Below are 17,581 nucleotides of genomic sequence, written 5' to 3' on the forward strand. Positions count from 1 at the left end.
GGCCATTGCAGCCGGGCGCCTCCCCTCCCCCTCCGTGGGGAGGGGATGGGGGTGGGGGTCGCCCACCGAAAATCCTGACGCCCGGCAATCAGCCGCTGCCAACCCCTTGATTTCAAACACCCCCAAAACCCGCCGCGCGCGGACACCCCCCTTTCCCGACGGCCCCCCAGCCGATACTCTCCGCTCACCAAAGGGGGACCGCAGTGACCGAAGACACCGTCACGCCGATGATGGCGCAGTATCTGGAGATCAAGGCCCAGAACCCCGGCGCCCTCCTCTTCTACCGGATGGGCGACTTCTACGAGATGTTCTTCGACGACGCCGTGGCCGCCGCCGCCGCCCTCGACATCGCGCTCACCAAGCGCGGCCTCCACCTTGGCGAGCCGATCCCGATGTGCGGCGTCCCGGTCCATTCCGCCGAGGGCTACCTCCTGACCCTGATCCGCAAAGGCTTCCGCGTCGCCATCGCCGAACAGCTGGAAGACCCCGCCGAGGCGAAGAAGCGCGGCTCGAAGGCCGTGGTCAGACGCGACGTGGTCCGCCTCGTCACCCCCGGCACGTTGACCGAGGATTCCCTCCTCGAAGCCCGCCGCCACAACTTCCTCGCCGCCTATGCGGAGGTCCGCGACCAGGCGGCGCTGGCCTGGGCCGACATCTCGACCGGTGAATTCCGGGTGATGCCCTCCTCCCTCACCCGCCTCTCCCCCGATCTCGCCCGCATCGCCCCGCGCGAGCTTCTCCTCTCCGAAGCCCGCGAACGCGAGATCACGCCCCTCCTCGACAACCTCGCCGTGACCCCCCTCAGCCGAGGCAGCTTCGACTCCACCAACGCCGAGCGTCGCCTCTGCGACCTCTTTCAGGTCGCCTCCCTCGACGCCTTCGGCAGCTTCGACCGGGCCGAGATCTCCGCCATGGGGGCCCTCGTCGACTACCTCCACCTCACCCAGCGCGGGCGGATGCCCCTCCTCCGACCGCCGGTGAAGGAGCCCCTCGGCGGCACCATGCAGATCGACGCAGCCACCCGCCGCAACCTCGAACTGACCCAGGCCCTCTCCGGCGGCCGCGACGGCTCGCTCCTTTCCGCCATCGACCGCACCGTCACGGCCGGCGGCGCCCGCCTCCTCGAACGCCGCCTCTCCTCCCCCTCGCTCGACCTCCACACGATCCACGCGCGCCAGGCCGCCCTCGACTTCCTCCTCGAATCCCCCTCTCTCCGCGACCAGCTCCGCGAGGCGCTCCGCCGCGTCCCCGACATCGACCGCGCCCTCTCCCGCCTCGCGCTCGACCGCGACGGCCCCCGCGACATGGCCGCCATCCGCGCGGGTCTCGAACAGGCGGGCCGCATCGCCACCCTTCTGACCGACGCTCCGCCGCTCCTGGCCGAAGCCGCACAGGCCCTCGTCGGCCATGACGCGCTGGTGGACCTCCTCACCCGCGCCATCGTCGCCGAACCCCCGCTCCTCAGCCGCGACGGCGGCTATATCGCGCCCGGCTTCGACCCCGAACTGGACGAAACCCGCGCACTGCGCGACGAAGGCCGCAGCGTCATCGCCCGGATGCAGGCCGACTACATCGAGGCCACCGGCATCCAGTCCCTCAAGATCAAGCACAACAACGTGCTGGGCTATTTCATCGAGACGACGACCACCCACGAAGACCGCATGCGCGCCATGCCGGAGCTCTTCATCCACCGCCAGACCACCGCCGGACAGGTCCGCTTCACCACCCTCGCCCTCTCCGACCTGGAAACCCGCATCCTGAACTCCGCCAACCACGCCCTGGACATCGAAAAGCGTCACTATTCCGCCCTCAAGGCCGAAATCCTCGACGCCTCCGCCCCCATCGCCCGGGCCGCCCGCGCGCTGGCCGAGATCGACCTTGCCGCAGCCTTCGCCGATCTCTCCGCCGAGGAAGGCTGGTGCCGCCCCGAGGTCGACGACAGTCGCGCCTTCCAGATCAGCGCTGGCCGCCACCCCGTTGTCGAACGCAGCTTGCGCCGCGACGGCCAACCCTTCGTCGCCAACGACTGCCAACTCACCGACAAGAGCACCCCGGCGATCTGGCTGCTGACCGGCCCCAACATGGCCGGGAAATCGACCTTCCTGCGCCAGAACGCCCTCATCGCCCTTCTCGCCCAGGCCGGCAGCCACGTCCCAGCCGCTTCAGCCCGCATCGGCCTCGTCTCCCAGCTGTTCAGCCGGGTCGGGGCGTCCGACGACCTCGCCCGTGGCCGCTCGACCTTCATGGTGGAAATGGTCGAAACCGCCGCGATCCTGAACCAGGCCGACGACCGCGCGCTGGTGATCCTTGACGAGATCGGCCGCGGCACCGCCACCTACGACGGCCTCTCCATCGCCTGGGCCACGCTGGAACACCTGCACGAGGTCAACCGCTGCCGCGCGCTGTTCGCCACGCATTACCACGAGATGACCGCGCTGGCGGGCAAGCTGCCGGGCGTGAAGAACGCCACCGTCACGGTGAAGGAATGGGAAGGCGAGGTCATCTTCCTGCACGAAGTCCGCGAAGGCGCCGCCGACCGCAGCTATGGCGTGCAGGTCGCGCGGCTTGCAGGCCTTCCCGCATCGGTCATCGAACGCGCGAAGGTCGTCCTTGAGGCGCTGGAGAAGGGCGAGCGCGAGGGCGGCAAGCAGGCCACCCTGATCGACGACCTCCCCCTCTTCCGCGCCGCGCCCCCGCCTCCCCCGCCGCAGAAGCAGAAGGTCTCGGCGGTGGAGGAACGGCTGAAGGACATCCACCCGGATGAGCTCACCCCGATGGACGCCCTGAAATTGATCTATGAAATCAAAAGCCTGGTGTAGGGTGCGCTACAGCGCACCCTACGGTTCACTCCGCCGTGTTCGACGACACCCCGACCTGCGCGGGCCGCAACAGGCGGTCGTGCAGCATGAACCCTTCGGTCGCCACCTGGATGATCTGCCCGGCCTTCGTCCCCGGCAAGGGCGCCTCGAACATCGCCTGATGCAGCTGCGGATCGAACTGGTCGCCCACGGCGGGCGAGATCATCGTGATTCCATGCTTTGTCATCACATTGGTCAGCTCGCGCAGGGTCAGCTCCACCCCCTCGATCAGCGCCGCCGAGGCCGCCCGGGACTCTTCCGGGATCGCCTGGATGGCCCGGTTCAGATTGTCGTAGACCGGCAAGAGGTCCCGCGCGAGCCGCGTGCTCCCATACATCTCGGCCTCTTTCCGGTCGCGTTCCGCCCGCTTGCGGCTGTTCTCGGCATCCGCCAGCGCCCGCATGAACTTGTCGCGCAACTCGTCGCGCTCGGCCCGCAAGGCCTCAAGCTCATCGACTTCGGGGGTTTCAAGCTCTTCCAGCTCCACCTGCTCGGCAGAGATTTCTTCCTGCGACATTCGTCCGTCCTTTTCAGCCCTTGCCGCGGTCACTGACCAGGCGGCCCACCAGCTGGGCGGTGTAATCGACGATCGGGACGATCCGGCCATAGTTCAGCCGGGTCGGACCGATGACGCCCACCGCGCCGATGATCTTCCGATCCGCGTTCATATAGGGAGAAACCACCAGACTTGAACCGGAAAGTGAGAAAAGCTTGTTCTCGGACCCAATAAAAATGCGCACGCCTTCGCCCGCCTCTGTCAGGTTCAGGAATTCGGCAATATCCCGCTTGCGCTCCAGATCGTCGAACAGTACGCGGATCCGCTCGATTTCAGCCTGATCCGCCACGTTGTCGATCAGATTGGACCGGCCGCGCACGATCAGCCGCTCCGACGGCTCGCCCGCGTTCTCCCACAGCGCAATGCCGCTTTCGACCAATTCCCGCGCCAGCGAATCGATCTCCTGCCGGCGCCGGGCGATTTCGCTGGCCATGCTGGATCGCAGCTCCGACAGGGTCCGCCCCTCGGCCAGCGCATTCAGGAAATTCGCCGCTTCCCGCATCGAGGACGGCGTCTGCCCCGGCGGCGGCACGAAAACCCGGTTTTCCACCTGCCCGTCGGCAAAGACCAGCACCACCAGCGCCCGGTCGGCGGCCAGGCTGACGAACTCGATATGCCGGATCGCCGCCTCGCGCTTGGGCGCCAGCACCACGCTTGCCCCCCGGGTGATCACCGACAGCGCCGCGCCCACCTCGTCCAGCAGGGTCGTCACGTCGTGGTCGTTCATGCCCAGGGTCGCGTCGATCTTTTCCTGATCCTCCGGCGCGACCTGGCCCACCTCCAGCAGGCTGTCCACGAATATCCGCAGGCCCATCTGTGTCGGCACCCGCCCGGCCGAGACATGCGGGCTGTCCAGCAACCCCAGATACTCCAGATCCTGCATGACATTGCGCACCGTCGCGGCCGAGACCTTCTCGGACATGCTCCGCGTCAGCGTGCGCGACCCCACCGGCTCGCCCGAGGACAGATAGCCCTCCACCACGCGGCGAAACACCTCGCGCGTGCGGTCGTTCATGTCGGCCAGAATGGGTTGCGGCGTCGTCATGGTAATCGGGGTTGCATCCGTGGCTCTTGGTTGCATATGTGGCCGCATTCCCAGGAAAGGTTCGGCAATGCGCCCGTCAGGCAGAAAACTAAGCGATCTTCGGGCGGTTTCAATCGAAACCAACGTGATGAAACATGCCGAGGGCTCCTGCCTCATCAGGATGGGCGAAACCCACGTCCTCTGCTCGGCCACGATCGAGGACAAGGCGCCCCCCTTCCTGAAGAATACCGGGCAGGGCTGGGTGACTGCCGAATACGGAATGCTGCCGCGCGCGACAAACTCGCGCACGAGGCGAGAGGCGGCGGCGGGCAAGCAATCGGGCCGGACGCAGGAAATTCAACGGCTTATCGGACGAGCCCTGCGGGCGGGCGTGGATCGGCAGGCCCTGGGCGAACGGCAGATCGTCATCGACTGCGATGTGATCCAGGCCGATGGCGGCACCCGCTGCGCCTCGATCACCGGCGGCTGGGTTGCGCTGCGGCTGGCCGTGAACAAGCTGCTGGCCTCCGGCCTCATCACCTCCGACCCGATCCTCGACCACGTTTCGGCGGTCTCTTGCGGCGTCTATGCCGGTCAACCCGTCCTCGACCTCGACTATGCCGAAGATTCGGCGGCCGGGACGGACGGCAATTTCGTCATGACCGGCGCGGGCAAGCTGATCGAGGTGCAGATGTCCGCCGAGGGGTCCGCTTTCAGCCAGGACGAGCTTCTGCACCTCCTCGACCTCGCCCGCCAGGGCAACGCCGCCCTCGTCACCGCCCAACGCGCGGCCTTGGGCCTCTAGGATGCTCAAGCGCGGGGATCGACTGCTGGTCGCCACGCATAACCGTGGCAAGCTGGAAGAGATCGCCGATCTCCTCTCTGACTTCGACGTGACCGTCGTCGGGGCCGGAGAGCTCGGCCTGCCCGAGCCCGAGGAAACCGAGACCACCTTCGTCGGAAACGCGCGCCTCAAGGCCCATGCTGCCGCGAAAGCCTCGGGCCTTGTGGCGCTGGCCGACGACTCGGGCCTCGCGGTCGATGCCCTTGGCGGGGCCCCCGGCGTCTTCACCGCCGACTGGGCCACAACCGCGAAAGGCCGCGACTTCAAGATCGGAATGGAGCGCGTCTGGCGCGAGCTGGAGGCAATCCACGCCCCCGAACCGCGCACCGCCCAGTTCTGCTGCACTCTCGTCCTCGCCGCGCCCGATGGCCGGGACCTTGTCTTCGAAGGCAAATCCCCCGGCCGCCTCGTCTGGCCCGGCCGCGGCGAGCAAGGCCACGGCTTCGACCCGATCTTCCTGCCCGATGGCTACACCCAGACCTTCGGCGAGATGGACCGCTGGGAGAAGAACCGCCTCTCCCACCGGGCCGACGCCTTCCGCAAACTCGTCGCGGCTCTGGTCCCCTGATGGAGGACTGGCGCCACGCGGGCTTCGGCCTGTATATACACTGGCCCTTCTGCCAGTCGAAATGCCCCTACTGCGACTTCAACAGCCATGTCGCCGCCCGCATCGACCAGGCCCGCTGGCTGCACGCGTTTCAGGCGGAAATCGACCGCATCGGCGCGCTGACCCAGGGCCGCATCCTGAACACCGTCTTCTTCGGCGGCGGCACGCCTTCCTTGATGGAGGCCGCCACCGTCCAGGGCATCCTCGACCGCATCCGCGCCACCTGGACCCTGGCGAACGATGTCGAAATCACCCTTGAAGCCAACCCCGGCAGCGTCGAAGCCGCCCGCTTCGACGGCTACGCCAAGGCCGGCGTCAACCGCGTTTCCCTTGGAATTCAATCGCTTGATCCAGACGATCTGCGTCGCCTCGGCCGGATGCACACGGTGGACGAGGCCGCCAGGGCCATCGCCATCGCCCAATCCACCTTCGACCGCGTCTCCATCGACCTGATCTACGCCCGCCAGAACCAGACCCTCTCCGCCTGGCGCGACGAACTGAACCGCGCGCTGGACTTCGGCACCTCGCACCTGTCGCTGTACCAGCTGACCATCGAGGACGGCACTGTCTTCGGCCAGATGCACGCAAAGAACCTGCTGAAGGGCCTGCCCGAGGAAGACCTCGCCGCCGACATGTTCGAACTGACGCAAGAGATCACTCGCGCCGCCGGCCTCCCCGCCTACGAGGTGTCGAATCACGCGCGCCCGGGCGACGAATCACGCCACAACCTGATCTACTGGCGCATGGGCGATTATGCGGGAATCGGCCCCGGCGCACATGGCCGACTCACCCTCGATTCGGCCCGATTCGCCACTGAAGCAGAGCGTCAGCCGACCCCCTGGCTGGATCAGACCCTGGCCCACCCCGGGTCAGCGGAACGCGTCGAACGCCTCACGCCCGAGGACCGCGCCGCCGAATACCTGATGTTCGCCCTGCGGCTGAAAGAGGGGGCATCGCTCTCGCGGTTCCAGGCTCTTCGGGGATCGCCCCTGTCTGCGGCGGGCCTTGCCGAAATGATCGATCTCGGCTTCCTGCATCAGGACGGCGACCGCGTTCATACGACCGAGACCGGGGTCATGATGCTGAACGGCATCCTCCGCGCCTTGCTGGCGGACCGGCAAAGCGCGGGCTGATCAATCTTCATCTGGTAGCTGAGACAGAATTCGGCACAACCTGTCGAGGTCGTCCAGCGATCCATAGCGGATCACCAGCTCCCCGCTCTCTCCGCCCGGCGCATGTTCGATCCGCACCGGCATCTTCAGGTTCGCCGAAAGATCCCCCTCCAGTGCCCGCGTGTCCGCGTCCTTCTCCGCTCCACTGGCAGCCTTCGCAGATGGTGTTTTCGCCGTCTCCTGCGCCTTCATCAGACGCTCGACCTCGCGCACCGACAGGCCCTTGGCCACGATCTGCGCGGCCAGTTCGCTGGCTTTCGGGCTGCCGATCAGCGCCCGGGCATGACCGGCCGACAGCTTCCCGTCGCGCACAAGATCCTGCACATCATCCGGCAGCGTCAACAGCCGCAGCAGATTCGCGACATGGCTGCGGCTCTTGCTCAGCGCCTCGGCCAGCTTCTCCTGCGTGTGCCCGAATCGGGTCATCAGCTGCCGGAACCCAAGCGCCTCTTCGATGGCGTTCAGATCCGATCGCTGGATGTTCTCGATGATCGCGACTTCCAGCACTTCCGTATCGCTAAGCTCCCGCACTACAACAGGAACTTCGTGCAGCTGAGCCAACTGCGCCGCCCGCCAGCGCCGCTCGCCCGCGACGATCTCATACACATCCCGCCCCGGCTTCCGCCGCACGATCAGAGGCTGGATCACGCCCTTCTGCCGAATCGAATCAGCGAGGCTCTCCAGCTCGTCCTGCCGGAAATCCAGCCGTGGCTGTTGCGGATTCGGCTCCAGCTTTTCCACCGGGACGTGCAGCTCTGCCTTGCGCGGTGCCGCCATCTGCTCCGGACCCGCCAGATGGACGTCCGCCATCAAGGCGGACAACCCACGGCCAAGGCCCCTCTTCTCCGTCTTTGACATGCTCAAGCCTCTGAAACTTCCGGGGTTTTGCGGCGGTCGGCGATTTCCCTCGCCAGCGCGCGATAGGCTTCCGCACCCTTCGACGCCGGATCGTAAGTCAGTACCGGCAGCGCATAGGACGGCGCTTCGCTGATTCGCACGTTGCGCGGAATTGTTGTCTTCATCACCAGGTCGCCCATGTTCGCCCGGGCATCAGCCTCGACCTGAGCAGTCAACCTGTTGCGCCGATCATGCATGGTCAACACAATACCTTCGATCCGCAGGTCCGGGTTGGCCGATCGCCGCACGTCCCGGATCGTCAGCATCAGCTGAGAAAGCCCTTCCAGAGCAAAGAACTCGCATTGCAGCGGGACAAGCACCGAATCGCTTGCGACAAGAGCGTTGACTGTCAGCAGGCTCAGCGCCGGCGGGCAGTCGATCAGGATGTAGTCAAAGCCGTAGGCGTCCATTTCCGGCCGCCGCAGCGCATCGTGCAGCAAGTAGCTGCGCTTCTCGTTGGACACGATGTCCAGGTCGGCCGACGCGAGATCCGCGTTCGCCGGAATGATCATGACGTCGGGAATTCCGGTCTCGATCACAACATCCTGTAGGTCTGCCCCGTCGACAATCAAGTCATAGCTCGTCTTCTTCCGTGCGTCCGGGCGGATGCCAAGACCGGTCGAAGAGTTCCCCTGCGGATCGGTGTCGACGAGAAGAACTTTCTTCCCCAGCTCTGCGAGGCCAGCTGCCAGATTGATCGCTGTTGTCGTCTTTCCCACGCCACCTTTCTGGTTAGCCAGCGCAAGGATGTAAGTCTCGTCAGTCTTGGGCACGGCGGATGTTCCTGATCACTAGAAGAGCTGCCTCTGCATCGGAAAGGCTAGGCTGGTGGACGACGTCGAATGACCACGCTTTGCGGGCTTCGACAACTTCAGTCTCATAGCGTGCGCCCTTGGGGAAGATCGCAACGCCATCAAGAGCAAGATGCTGATCAGCAAACGCGAGAAGGTCGGCAAGGTGAGCAAGCGCACGAGCAGAAACAACGTCCGCAGACAAAGCTGGAACTGATTCGATTCGTTTGCTCAGAATAGTAACGGACAGATCCAGTGCTTGCGCTGCCTGGCGCAGGAACGTTGCTTTCCGCAGATCGGATTCGACAAGCGTTACTCTCAAGCTTGGCTTCAATTCTCGCGAGAGGATCGCAACAACAAGCCCCGGAAGCCCAGCTCCAGACCCCAGATCAGCCCAAGTCTGAGCTTTTTCGGGGCAGAACGTGAAGACTTGCGCTGAATCGACGATGTGTCGCACCCAGAAATCCGCGAGCGTGCTCTTGCTTACCAGGTTGATTGCTGTGTTCCAGCGCTGCACAAGCGATTCGTACGCTTGCAAGGCAGATAATGTTTCACGTGAAACATCCAGCCCGGGAAGACCGCGTGTCATTGTCATCCTGCAAGCCGATCTGCAAGCGGCTTCCGCAAATGCGCAAGCAGAAGCAGCAGCGCTGCTGGAGTAACCCCTTCGATTCGCGAGGCTTGCAGAATCGATTCGGGCTTCGCTCGACCAAGCTTCTGTTTCAGCTCGTTTGACAGGCCTGAAATCCGCGTGTAGTCAAAGCCCGAAGGGATACGCTGCGTTTCCTGCCGCCGCAGATCGGCGATTTCCTTGGCCTGACGATCGGAATATTGATCGTATGTCGCGTCGATTTGCAGCTGCTCAAGCACCTCGCGGCTCAACATCCGGTAGGCCGGCAGCGCATTTTCCACTACATTCAGATCCACACCCGGAAGGGACAGCACGTCGTAGGCAGAGCGCCGCCCGCCATCCTTGCTGACTGCGATACCGATTTCGTTCAGCACTCTTGGCGCGATCATTTCAGCCCGCAAAGCCGCACGGCCCGATTCCAGCGCGTCGAGTTTCGCTTCGAACGCCCGCTGCCGCGCGACCGAAACGCAGCCGGCTGCGATGCCCACGGGCGTCAACCTCCGGTCGGCATTGTCGGCCCGCACTGTCAGCCGGAACTCGGCGCGCGACGTGAACATCCGGTAGGGCTCCGTCACCCCCCTTGTTGTAAGATCGTCGATCATCACGCCGATGTAGCTGTCGGTCCGGCTGAACTCTACGGGATCGCAGCCCCTAGATGCTGCTGCTGCATTAAGGCCAGCCACAATGCCTTGCGCCCCCGCTTCTTCATATCCCGTCGTTCCATTGATCTGGCCCGCAAAATACAGACCGCGGATCGCGCGGGTCTCCAGCGTCCGATGCAGGCTGCGCGGGTCGAAATAATCGTATTCGATGGCATAGCCGGGTTGCAGGATAGTGGCCTGTTCCAGGCCGGGAATCGTTCGGATGTAGGCGTGTTGCACATCTTCGGGCAGAGAGGTCGACAGTCCGTTCGGATAAACGGTGCTATCGTCCAGTCCCTCCGGCTCCAGAAAGACCTGATGCGAGGTCTTGTCTGCGAATCGCACGACCTTGTCTTCGATCGACGGGCAATAGCGCGGGCCGACACCTTCGATATGGCCCCCATACATGGCGGAGCGACTCAGGTTATCCCGCACGATCTGGTGAGTCGCCTCGGACGTATGGGTGATTCCACAGGAAATCTGCCTGGCCTCGGGGGCGCGGTTCAGGAACGAAAACACGGACGGAACTTCGTCCCCCGGCTGGCTCTCCAGTCGCGACCAGTCGATGGTCCGCCCGTCCAGCCGCGGCGGAGTGCCCGTCTTCAGCCGCCCCACGGGCAGCGCAAGTTCGGACAGTTGCGCTGCAAGGACCTTCGAGGGCGAATCACCCATCCGTCCGCCTGCCATCCGACGGTCGCCAATGTGAATCACGCCGTTCAGGAACGTCCCTGCCGTCAGCACCACATGGCCCGACGACAACTCGACGCCCGAGGCAAGAACAACCCCCGCCACAGCACCGCCGGACAGCCGCAGCCGCGCCACCTCACCCTCGATGACCTCCAGCCCCGGCGTCGCCAGAAGCTCGGCCCGCATCGCCTCGCGGTAGAGACGCCGGTCGATCTGCGCGCGCGGGCCCTGCACTGCCGGGCCCTTGCGCCGGTTCAGCAAGCGGAACTGGATTCCCGCCCGGTCCGCCATCCGGCCCATCAGCCCGTCCAGCGCATCGATCTCACGCACGAGGTGACCCTTCCCCAGGCCTCCGATCGCCGGGTTGCAGGACATCGCGCCCAAGGTCTCGATCCGCAACGTCACCAAGGCCGTCGCTACGCCCATCCGGGCCGCTGCCGCTGCCGCCTCGGCGCCCGCATGGCCGCCGCCGATCACGATGACGTCGTAGTGTTTCACGTGAAACCCTCACTTACCGATGCAGAAGCTGGCGAAAATCTCGCCCAGAAGGTCGTCCACATCCACTCGGCCGACCAGGGCATCCAGTGCCCGGACGGCCTGCCGCAGATGCTCTGCCGCCAGCTCGACGCGCGAGTCAGGTCTTACCACTTCCGCTCGTGACTCGGCCAGAGCAGCAATCGCAGTTGTGACCGCCACGCGATGCCGTTCGCGCACCAGGGCGCCGGCCGAACCCACCCGCTCACCAAGGATTTCACCGATCCGGGCCAGAAGTTCCGGCACACCCGCCCCAGTCTTTCCCGAGACAGCCAAGCCATTAACACCTGATCTTGTGTCAGACTTACCTAAAACCACAAGATCATCGCCTTCTGGGTCCAGCCCTGGCAAGGGTGATCCGTCCGTCAGGAACAGGCGCAAATCCGCCGCCCTGGCACGCGCCAGGGCACGCTCGATCCCCGCCTGCTCCAGAGGATCGGCGGTATCCCGCAGGCCCGCCGTATCCAGGAACGTCACCGGCAGCCCGGCGATCTCCATCCGCACTTCGATCACATCCCGCGTCGTCCCTGCGATCTCCGACGTTATCGCCGCCTCCCGCCCCGCCAGTTGGTTCAGCAGCGTGGACTTCCCTGCATTCGGCGCGCCCACGATCGCCACCTCGAACCCGTCGCGGATGCGCTCTGCCGCGGCCACCCCCGCCGCCTCGCGCCCGAGGTCCGCCATCAGCCCGTCGATCAGCGCCAGCACTTCCGGCGAGACATCCACCGGCACGTCCTCATCGGCGAAATCGATGGTCGCCTCCAGCAGCGCCCCCGCCCGGATCAGATCGCGCCGCCAGCCCTCGACCTTCTGACCGACCGACCCCGACAGCACCCGCACCGCCTGCCGCCGCTGCGCTTCCGTCTCGGCGTCGATCAGGTCGGCCAGCCCCTCGACCTGCGCCAGGTCCAGGACGCCATTCTCCAGCGCCCGCCGGGTGAACTCGCCCGGTTCGGCCAGCCGCAAACCCGGCTGTTCCGACAGCGCGCGAAGCACCGCCCCCACGACCGCCGGGCCGCCGTGACAATGCAGCTCCACCACCGCCTCGCCAGTAAAGCTTGCGCCTTCGGCAAAGGACAGCACAAGCGCCTCGTCCAGAAGCTCTCCATCCCACATCAGCCGCCGCAGCCCCGCCCTCCGCGCAACCGGCAGCGCCCCGCACAGCGCGGAACCGGCCGCAAACGCCGCCGGTCCCGAGATCCGAACCACGGCGAGGCCCGACCGACCCCGCGCCGTGGCGAGGGCATAGATCGTGTCCATCGCCGCGCGCCTTTACGTGTTCATCGATTCGAAGAACTCGGCGTTGGTCTTGGTCTGCTTCAGCTTGGAGATCAGGAACTCGATGGCATCGGTGGTGCCCATTGGGTTCAGGATGCGGCGCAGGACATAGGTCTTCTGCAGGTCCATCTTGTCAACCAGCAGGTCCTCTTTCCGGGTGCCGGATTTCAGGATGTCCATCGCCGGGAACACGCGCTTGTCGGCGACCTTGCGGTCCAGCACGATCTCGCTGTTGCCCGTGCCCTTGAATTCCTCGAAGATGACCTCGTCCATCCGGCTGCCGGTGTCGATCAGCGCGGTCGCGATGATGGTCAGCGACCCGCCCTCCTCGATGTTCCGCGCCGCGCCGAAGAACCGCTTCGGTCGTTGCAGGGCGTTGGCATCCACACCGCCGGTCAGCACCTTGCCCGAGCTTGGCACCACCGTGTTGAAGGCGCGGCCCAGGCGGGTGATCGAGTCCAGCAGGATCACCACATCGCGCTTGTGTTCGACCAGGCGCTTGGCCTTCTCGATCACCATCTCGGCCACCGCAACGTGCCGCGTCGCCGGTTCGTCGAAGGTCGAGGCCACGACCTCGCCCTTCACCGTGCGCTGCATGTCGGTCACCTCTTCGGGGCGTTCGTCTATCAGCAGGACGATCAGATAGCACTCCGGGTGGTTGGTCGCGATAGAATGGGCGATGTTCTGCAACAGAACGGTTTTACCCGTGCGCGGCGGCGCCACGATCAGCGCGCGCTGGCCCTTCCCGATCGGAGCGATCAGGTCGATGATCCGGGCGGACCGGTCCTTGATCGTCGGATCGTCGATTTCCATCTTCAGCCGCTCGTCGGGATACAAGGGCGTCAGGTTGTCGAAATGGACCTTGTGCTTCGCCTTTTCGGGATCGTCGAAGTTGATCTTCGTGGCCTTGGTCAGGCTGAAATAACGCTCGTTGTCCTGCGGCGCCTTGATGACGCCTTCGATGGTGTCGCCGGTGCGCAGCGAAAACTGGCGGATCATCTCGGGCGAGACGTAGATGTCATCCGGACCGGGCAGATAGTTGGCTTCCGGCGACCGCAGGAACCCGAACCCGTCCTGCAAAACCTCCAGCACGCCGTCGCCGCCGATTTCCCAGCCTTCCTCGGCGTGCTCTTTCAGCAGCGAGAACATCATCTCGCCCTTGCGCATGCTGGGCGCGTTCTCGATCTCCCACTCCTCGGCCATGGCCAAGAGGTCAGCGGGGGTCTTGGCCTTCAGTTCGGCAAGGTTCAAGCGGTCAACGTTCATGGAATACCTTCGGGCGGACCACGCCCGTGAGGGGGGTCTCGGCAGATGTGCAACGGGAGATGCCTTGGGCCGGACGGCCCTGCAATGCCGCACCTAATGCCGCAGGGACCGAAAGTCAATCAGTAGCGGAGGATCACCGAAAAGACGATGACCAGCATCAGCACGGTCGGCACCTCGTTCATCATCCGGTAGGTCCGGCCCGAGCGAGTGTTGGTGCCCGCGATGAACTCTTTCCGGCGCAGGCCCAGCCAGTGGTGGAACCAGGTCATCCCCAGCACCGCTGCCGCCTTCGCCCAGGGCCAGGCGAAGGACCAGTCCACCACGCCGGGCGTGAAGACCAGCGCCAGTCCGAAGACCCAGGTCGCCACCATGGCCGGGTTCATGATCCCGCGCAGCAACCGCCGCTCCATCGTCTGGAACATCGCGTCCGTGGCAGACCCCGCCTGCACCTGCTCCACATGATAGACGAACAGCCGGGGCAGATAGAAGATCCCCGCCATCCACGAGATCACCGACACCACATGCAGCGACTTCGTCACCAGATACCAGTCGGCCAGAAAATCCGTGATCGTCTCAAGCATCTTGTCCACCAGAGGGCCGCTGTTCTTCCTTCTATAAAGAAAGAATGAAAGAAGGAATGTGGATGATGTAGAGCCTGTTGATGACGGGATTTCCGCGGTCGCCCCCAGAAGCATCCACAAGGGCGACCCTGGGGACAAGTTCGGGAAAACGATCGGCCCGGGAGCAAAGATCAGGAAATATTCAATTAAATCAAATTCTTGCTCTGAAACTACTGAGGATTTCATCCACAGGATGTGCGGGGAAGAACCCGTGCATCAGGTTTTCTCCCGTCCCTCGTGACAATGCCGTGCACAGCGGGATATCTCTGGCCCGGGCACCCCGGACTGCGTCACTTGCCCACAGCCCCCCCTGCGACCCGGCTTTCGCCCCCGCCATGACCCCAGGAACAAACTGCGGATATCCACACCCCCCATGATCCTCGCCTCCACCTCTCCCACCCGCCTCGCCATGCTCCGCGCCGCGGGCCTCGACCCCACCCCCGTCGCCCCCCGCGTCGATGAGACGACGATCCGCGACGCTCTTGTGGCCGAGGGTGCCTCCCCCCGCGACATCGCCGACACCCTGGCCGAGATGAAGGCCCGCAAGGTCGCCGAGAAGCACCCCACCGACCTTGTCCTCGGCTGCGACCAGGTCCTCGCGCTCGACCGTCAGACCTTCGCCAAGCCCGCAACCCCCGACGACGCCCGCGCCCAGCTCCGCGCCCTTCGGGGCAAGACCCACAAGCTCCTGTCCGCCGCCGTCGTCTACCAGGCGGCCCGACCCGTCTGGCGTCACGTCGGCGAAGCCCGCCTGACCATGCGCGATTTCTCGGACGCCTATCTCGAGGACTACCTTGCCCGGAACTGGGACAGCATCCGCCACTCGGTCGGCTGCTACCGGATCGAAGAGGAAGGCGTCCGCCTGTTCTCGGCCATCCAGGGCGACCACTTCACCATTCTCGGCCTGCCGCTGTTACCGCTGTTGGCTTGGGCGGGCACAAAGGGCATCATCCCCGCATGACCGACCACCCCCGCATCCCGCTTGCCGCCGTCATCGGCCATCCGATCGCCCACAGCCGCAGCCCCGCGCTGCATGGCTACTGGCTGAAACGCTACGGCATCAAGGGCCACTACATCCCCATCGACATCGCGCCCGTCGACCTGCCCCGCCTCCTCCGCACCCTGCCGGACCTGGGCTTCGTCGGTTGCAACGTCACCATCCCGCACAAAGAGGCCATCCTCCAGATCGCCGATGTCGTCACCGACCGCGCTGCGCTGATCGGCGCCGCCAACACGCTGATCTTCCGCAAGGACGGCAAGATCCACGCCGACAACACCGACGGCTCCGGCTTCATCGCCAACCTGCGCCAGCAGGCCCCGGACTGGAAACCCGCCTCCGGCCCCGCCGTGGTGCTTGGCGCCGGGGGGGCCGCCCGCGCCGTCGTCGCGGCCCTGATCGAGGTCGGCGTGCCGGAAATCCGTCTTGCCAACCGCACCCGCGCCCGGGCCGACGCGATCCGGCACGACTTCGGCGCCAAGATCCACGTCCATGAATGGGTGCAGGCCCCGAACCTCCTCGACGACGCCGTGACCGTCATCAACACCACCGCGCTCGGCATGACCGGCAAGGCCGAGTTCAACGTGCCGATGCACCGCCTGAACCCCGGCGCGGTCTGCAACGACCTTGTCTATACCCCGCTCAAGACCCAGTTCCTGATCGAGGCGGAAGAGCGTGGCGGCATCATTGTCGATGGCCTCGGCATGCTGCTTCACCAGGCCGCGCCCGGTTTCGAACGCTGGTTCGGCATCCGGCCCGAGGTGGACGAGGCCACCCGCAAGGCCGTCCTTTCGGCATGAGCTTCATCCTCGGTCTCACCGGCTCCATCGGCATGGGCAAATCCACCACCGCCCGGATGTTCGCGGACGAGGGCCTTCCCGTCTGGGACGCCGATGCCGCCGTGCATCGCCTGTATCAGCCCGGCCAGCCCGCCGCGCGCGCGGTGAAAACGCTTTTCGCCGAAGCCATAGACGCCGACGGCAGCGTCAACCGCGCCAGACTTCGCGCGCTGATCCAGACCGACAGCACCGTTCTCGACCGGCTGAACGCCGCCGTTCACCCGTTGGTCGCTGCCGACCGGGCGGCCTTCCTGAAAGCCCATGAAGCAGACGACATCGTGCTTCTCGACGTTCCCCTTCTGTACGAAACCGGCCTGGACGCCGCCTGCGATGCCGTGGCCGTGGTTTCCGCCCCTGCCGAGATCCAGCGCCAGCGCGTCCTCGACCGCGGCGCGATGACAGAGGCCGAGTTCCAGACCATCCTCGCCCGCCAGCTGCCCGATGCCGAAAAGCGCGCGCGGGCGGACTACATCATCCCCACGACCAGTCTTGCAGCCGCCCGGCAGGCGGTGAAAGATGTGCTGGCAGACATCCGGCGGACCCTTGATGCGTGAAATCGTCCTCGACACCGAAACCACGGGTTTCGAGCCCGCCGAAGGCCACCGCATCGTCGAAATCGGCGCGGTCGAGCTTTTCAATCACCTGCCCACGGGCCGCACGTACCACCAGTACATCAACCCCGAACGCCCCATGCCGAAAGAGGCTTTCGAGGTGCACGGCATCGGCCATGACATCCTTGACCCCCCCGGCCAGCCCGTCCCGGGGGGCGTGACCCTGCGCGACAAGCCGGTCTTCGCGCGCATCGGCCGGGCCTTCCTCGATTTCGTCGGCGACGCGCAGCTGGTGATCCACAATGCCGCCTTCGACATGAAATTCCTGAACTTCGAACTCGAACGCGCGGGCCTGCCGGGCCTGCCGTTCTCGCGTGCGACCGACACGCTGATGCTCGCCCGGACGAAATTCCCCGGCTCCCCCGCCTCGCTCGACGCGCTCTGCCGCCGGTTCGGCATCGACAATTCGATGCGCGAAAAGCACGGGGCGCTCTTGGACAGCGAAATCCTGGCCGAAGTCTATCTGGAGCTGATCGGCGGCCGCCAGCCGGATCTGGTGCTTGCCGCCGCCGCCCCGGCCTCGGCGCGCAATGCCAGCGGCGAGGCGATCACCTGGCGCCCGCGCCCGCGCCCCGAACCGCTGCCCCCCCGGATCACCGAAGACGAGGCCGCCGCGCATGCCGCATTTCTCGGCAAGCTCGGCGATGCCGCCATCTGGAAGAAGACCGTCTAGGGCGACGTTACAACGGGAAACCCCGTCCCGGGCCTGACCCGGGACCTCCCCCGTT

At 65.5% G+C, this 17,581-nt stretch carries 17 protein-coding genes; 8 read left to right on the forward strand and 9 right to left on the reverse strand.

Annotation, left to right across the window (positions count from 1 at the left end; genetic code table 11):
- Window positions 1-203 precede the first annotated feature (203 nt).
- On the forward strand, window positions 204-2,819 hold the full coding sequence (gene mutS, locus D5084_RS15105; RefSeq protein ID WP_128516332.1) for a DNA mismatch repair protein MutS: 2,616 nt from the start codon (window positions 204-206) through the stop codon (window positions 2,817-2,819).
- Window positions 2,820-2,844: 25 nt separating this feature from the next.
- On the opposite strand, the gene D5084_RS15110 is transcribed toward mutS, so the two are convergent.
- On the reverse strand, window positions 2,845-3,375 hold the full coding sequence (locus tag D5084_RS15110; protein ID WP_128516333.1) for a nucleotide exchange factor GrpE: 531 nt from the start codon (window positions 3,373-3,375) through the stop codon (window positions 2,845-2,847).
- Between the two features lie 13 nt (window positions 3,376-3,388).
- Window positions 3,389-4,459 carry a heat-inducible transcriptional repressor HrcA gene (gene hrcA, locus D5084_RS15115; RefSeq protein WP_128516334.1) on the reverse strand — a complete coding sequence of 357 codons (1,071 nt, stop codon included), beginning with the start codon at window positions 4,457-4,459 and terminating at the stop codon, window positions 3,389-3,391.
- A gap of 67 nt (window positions 4,460-4,526) precedes the next feature.
- Here hrcA and rph point away from each other — a divergent pair, with 67 nt between their 5' ends.
- The 3 genes from rph to hemW are packed head-to-tail and all read left to right on the forward strand — an operon-like array spanning window position 4,527 to window position 7,022.
- A complete protein-coding gene (gene rph, locus D5084_RS15120) occupies window positions 4,527-5,243 on the forward strand; it encodes a ribonuclease PH (RefSeq protein ID WP_128516335.1) in 717 nt (238 codons plus the stop codon).
- Window position 5,244: 1 nt separating this feature from the next.
- Complete coding sequence (gene rdgB, locus D5084_RS15125; protein ID WP_128516336.1) at window positions 5,245-5,850, forward strand: RdgB/HAM1 family non-canonical purine NTP pyrophosphatase; 606 nt, start codon at window positions 5,245-5,247, stop codon at window positions 5,848-5,850.
- Window positions 5,850-7,022: a radical SAM family heme chaperone HemW gene (gene hemW / locus D5084_RS15130; protein WP_128516337.1), complete on the forward strand. Its 1,173-nt coding sequence runs from the start codon at window positions 5,850-5,852 to the stop codon at window positions 7,020-7,022. The genes rdgB and hemW overlap by 1 nt, the downstream gene beginning before the upstream one ends.
- On the opposite strand, the gene D5084_RS15135 is transcribed toward hemW, so the two are convergent.
- From D5084_RS15135 to D5084_RS15165, 7 genes are all read right to left on the reverse strand, one after another.
- Window positions 7,023-7,919, reverse strand: a complete 897-nt coding sequence (locus D5084_RS15135) for a ParB/RepB/Spo0J family partition protein (protein ID WP_128516338.1) — start codon at window positions 7,917-7,919, stop codon at window positions 7,023-7,025. It abuts the gene before it with no gap.
- Between the two features lie 2 nt (window positions 7,920-7,921).
- Window positions 7,922-8,731, reverse strand: coding sequence for a ParA family protein (locus tag D5084_RS15140; RefSeq protein ID WP_128516339.1), 810 nt, complete (start codon window positions 8,729-8,731; stop codon window positions 7,922-7,924).
- Window positions 8,718-9,338 (reverse strand): 16S rRNA (guanine(527)-N(7))-methyltransferase RsmG, encoded by a 621-nt coding sequence (gene rsmG / locus D5084_RS15145; protein ID WP_354001227.1) that lies wholly within the window; start codon window positions 9,336-9,338, stop codon window positions 8,718-8,720. The genes D5084_RS15140 and rsmG overlap by 14 nt, the downstream gene beginning before the upstream one ends.
- A 2-nt stretch (window positions 9,339-9,340) precedes the next feature.
- Entirely contained in the window at window positions 9,341-11,206 is a 1,866-nt protein-coding gene (gene mnmG / locus D5084_RS15150; RefSeq protein WP_128516341.1) for a tRNA uridine-5-carboxymethylaminomethyl(34) synthesis enzyme MnmG, read from the reverse strand.
- Window positions 11,207-11,215: 9 nt separating this feature from the next.
- A complete protein-coding gene (gene mnmE / locus D5084_RS15155) occupies window positions 11,216-12,502 on the reverse strand; it encodes a tRNA uridine-5-carboxymethylaminomethyl(34) synthesis GTPase MnmE (RefSeq protein WP_128516342.1) in 1,287 nt (428 codons plus the stop codon).
- 12 nt (window positions 12,503-12,514) lie between these two features.
- A complete protein-coding gene (gene rho, locus D5084_RS15160) occupies window positions 12,515-13,786 on the reverse strand; it encodes a transcription termination factor Rho (RefSeq protein ID WP_128516343.1) in 1,272 nt (423 codons plus the stop codon).
- A gap of 119 nt (window positions 13,787-13,905) precedes the next feature.
- The gene (locus tag D5084_RS15165) at window positions 13,906-14,367 is read right to left on the reverse strand and encodes a CopD family protein (RefSeq protein WP_128516344.1); all 462 of its coding nucleotides are present in this window, start codon (window positions 14,365-14,367) and stop codon (window positions 13,906-13,908) included.
- 412 nt (window positions 14,368-14,779) lie between these two features.
- Here D5084_RS15165 and D5084_RS15170 point away from each other — a divergent pair, with 412 nt between their 5' ends.
- The 4 genes from D5084_RS15170 to dnaQ are packed head-to-tail and all read left to right on the forward strand — an operon-like array spanning window position 14,780 to window position 17,526.
- Entirely contained in the window at window positions 14,780-15,367 is a 588-nt protein-coding gene (locus D5084_RS15170) for a Maf family protein (RefSeq protein ID WP_128516345.1), read from the forward strand.
- Window positions 15,364-16,203, forward strand: coding sequence for a shikimate dehydrogenase (locus D5084_RS15175; RefSeq protein WP_128516346.1), 840 nt, complete (start codon window positions 15,364-15,366; stop codon window positions 16,201-16,203). The genes D5084_RS15170 and D5084_RS15175 overlap by 4 nt, the downstream gene beginning before the upstream one ends.
- Window positions 16,200-16,796, forward strand: coding sequence for a dephospho-CoA kinase (coaE, locus tag D5084_RS15180; RefSeq protein WP_128516347.1), 597 nt, complete (start codon window positions 16,200-16,202; stop codon window positions 16,794-16,796). The genes D5084_RS15175 and coaE overlap by 4 nt, the downstream gene beginning before the upstream one ends.
- Entirely contained in the window at window positions 16,789-17,526 is a 738-nt protein-coding gene (dnaQ, locus tag D5084_RS15185; RefSeq protein ID WP_128516348.1) for a DNA polymerase III subunit epsilon, read from the forward strand. Before coaE ends, dnaQ begins: the two co-directional genes overlap by 8 nt.
- The last annotated feature ends 55 nt before the right edge of the window (window positions 17,527-17,581 follow it).

It is taken from the genome of Tabrizicola thermarum (assembly GCF_003574395.1).
GTDB lineage: Bacteria > Pseudomonadota > Alphaproteobacteria > Rhodobacterales > Rhodobacteraceae > Tabrizicola > Tabrizicola thermarum.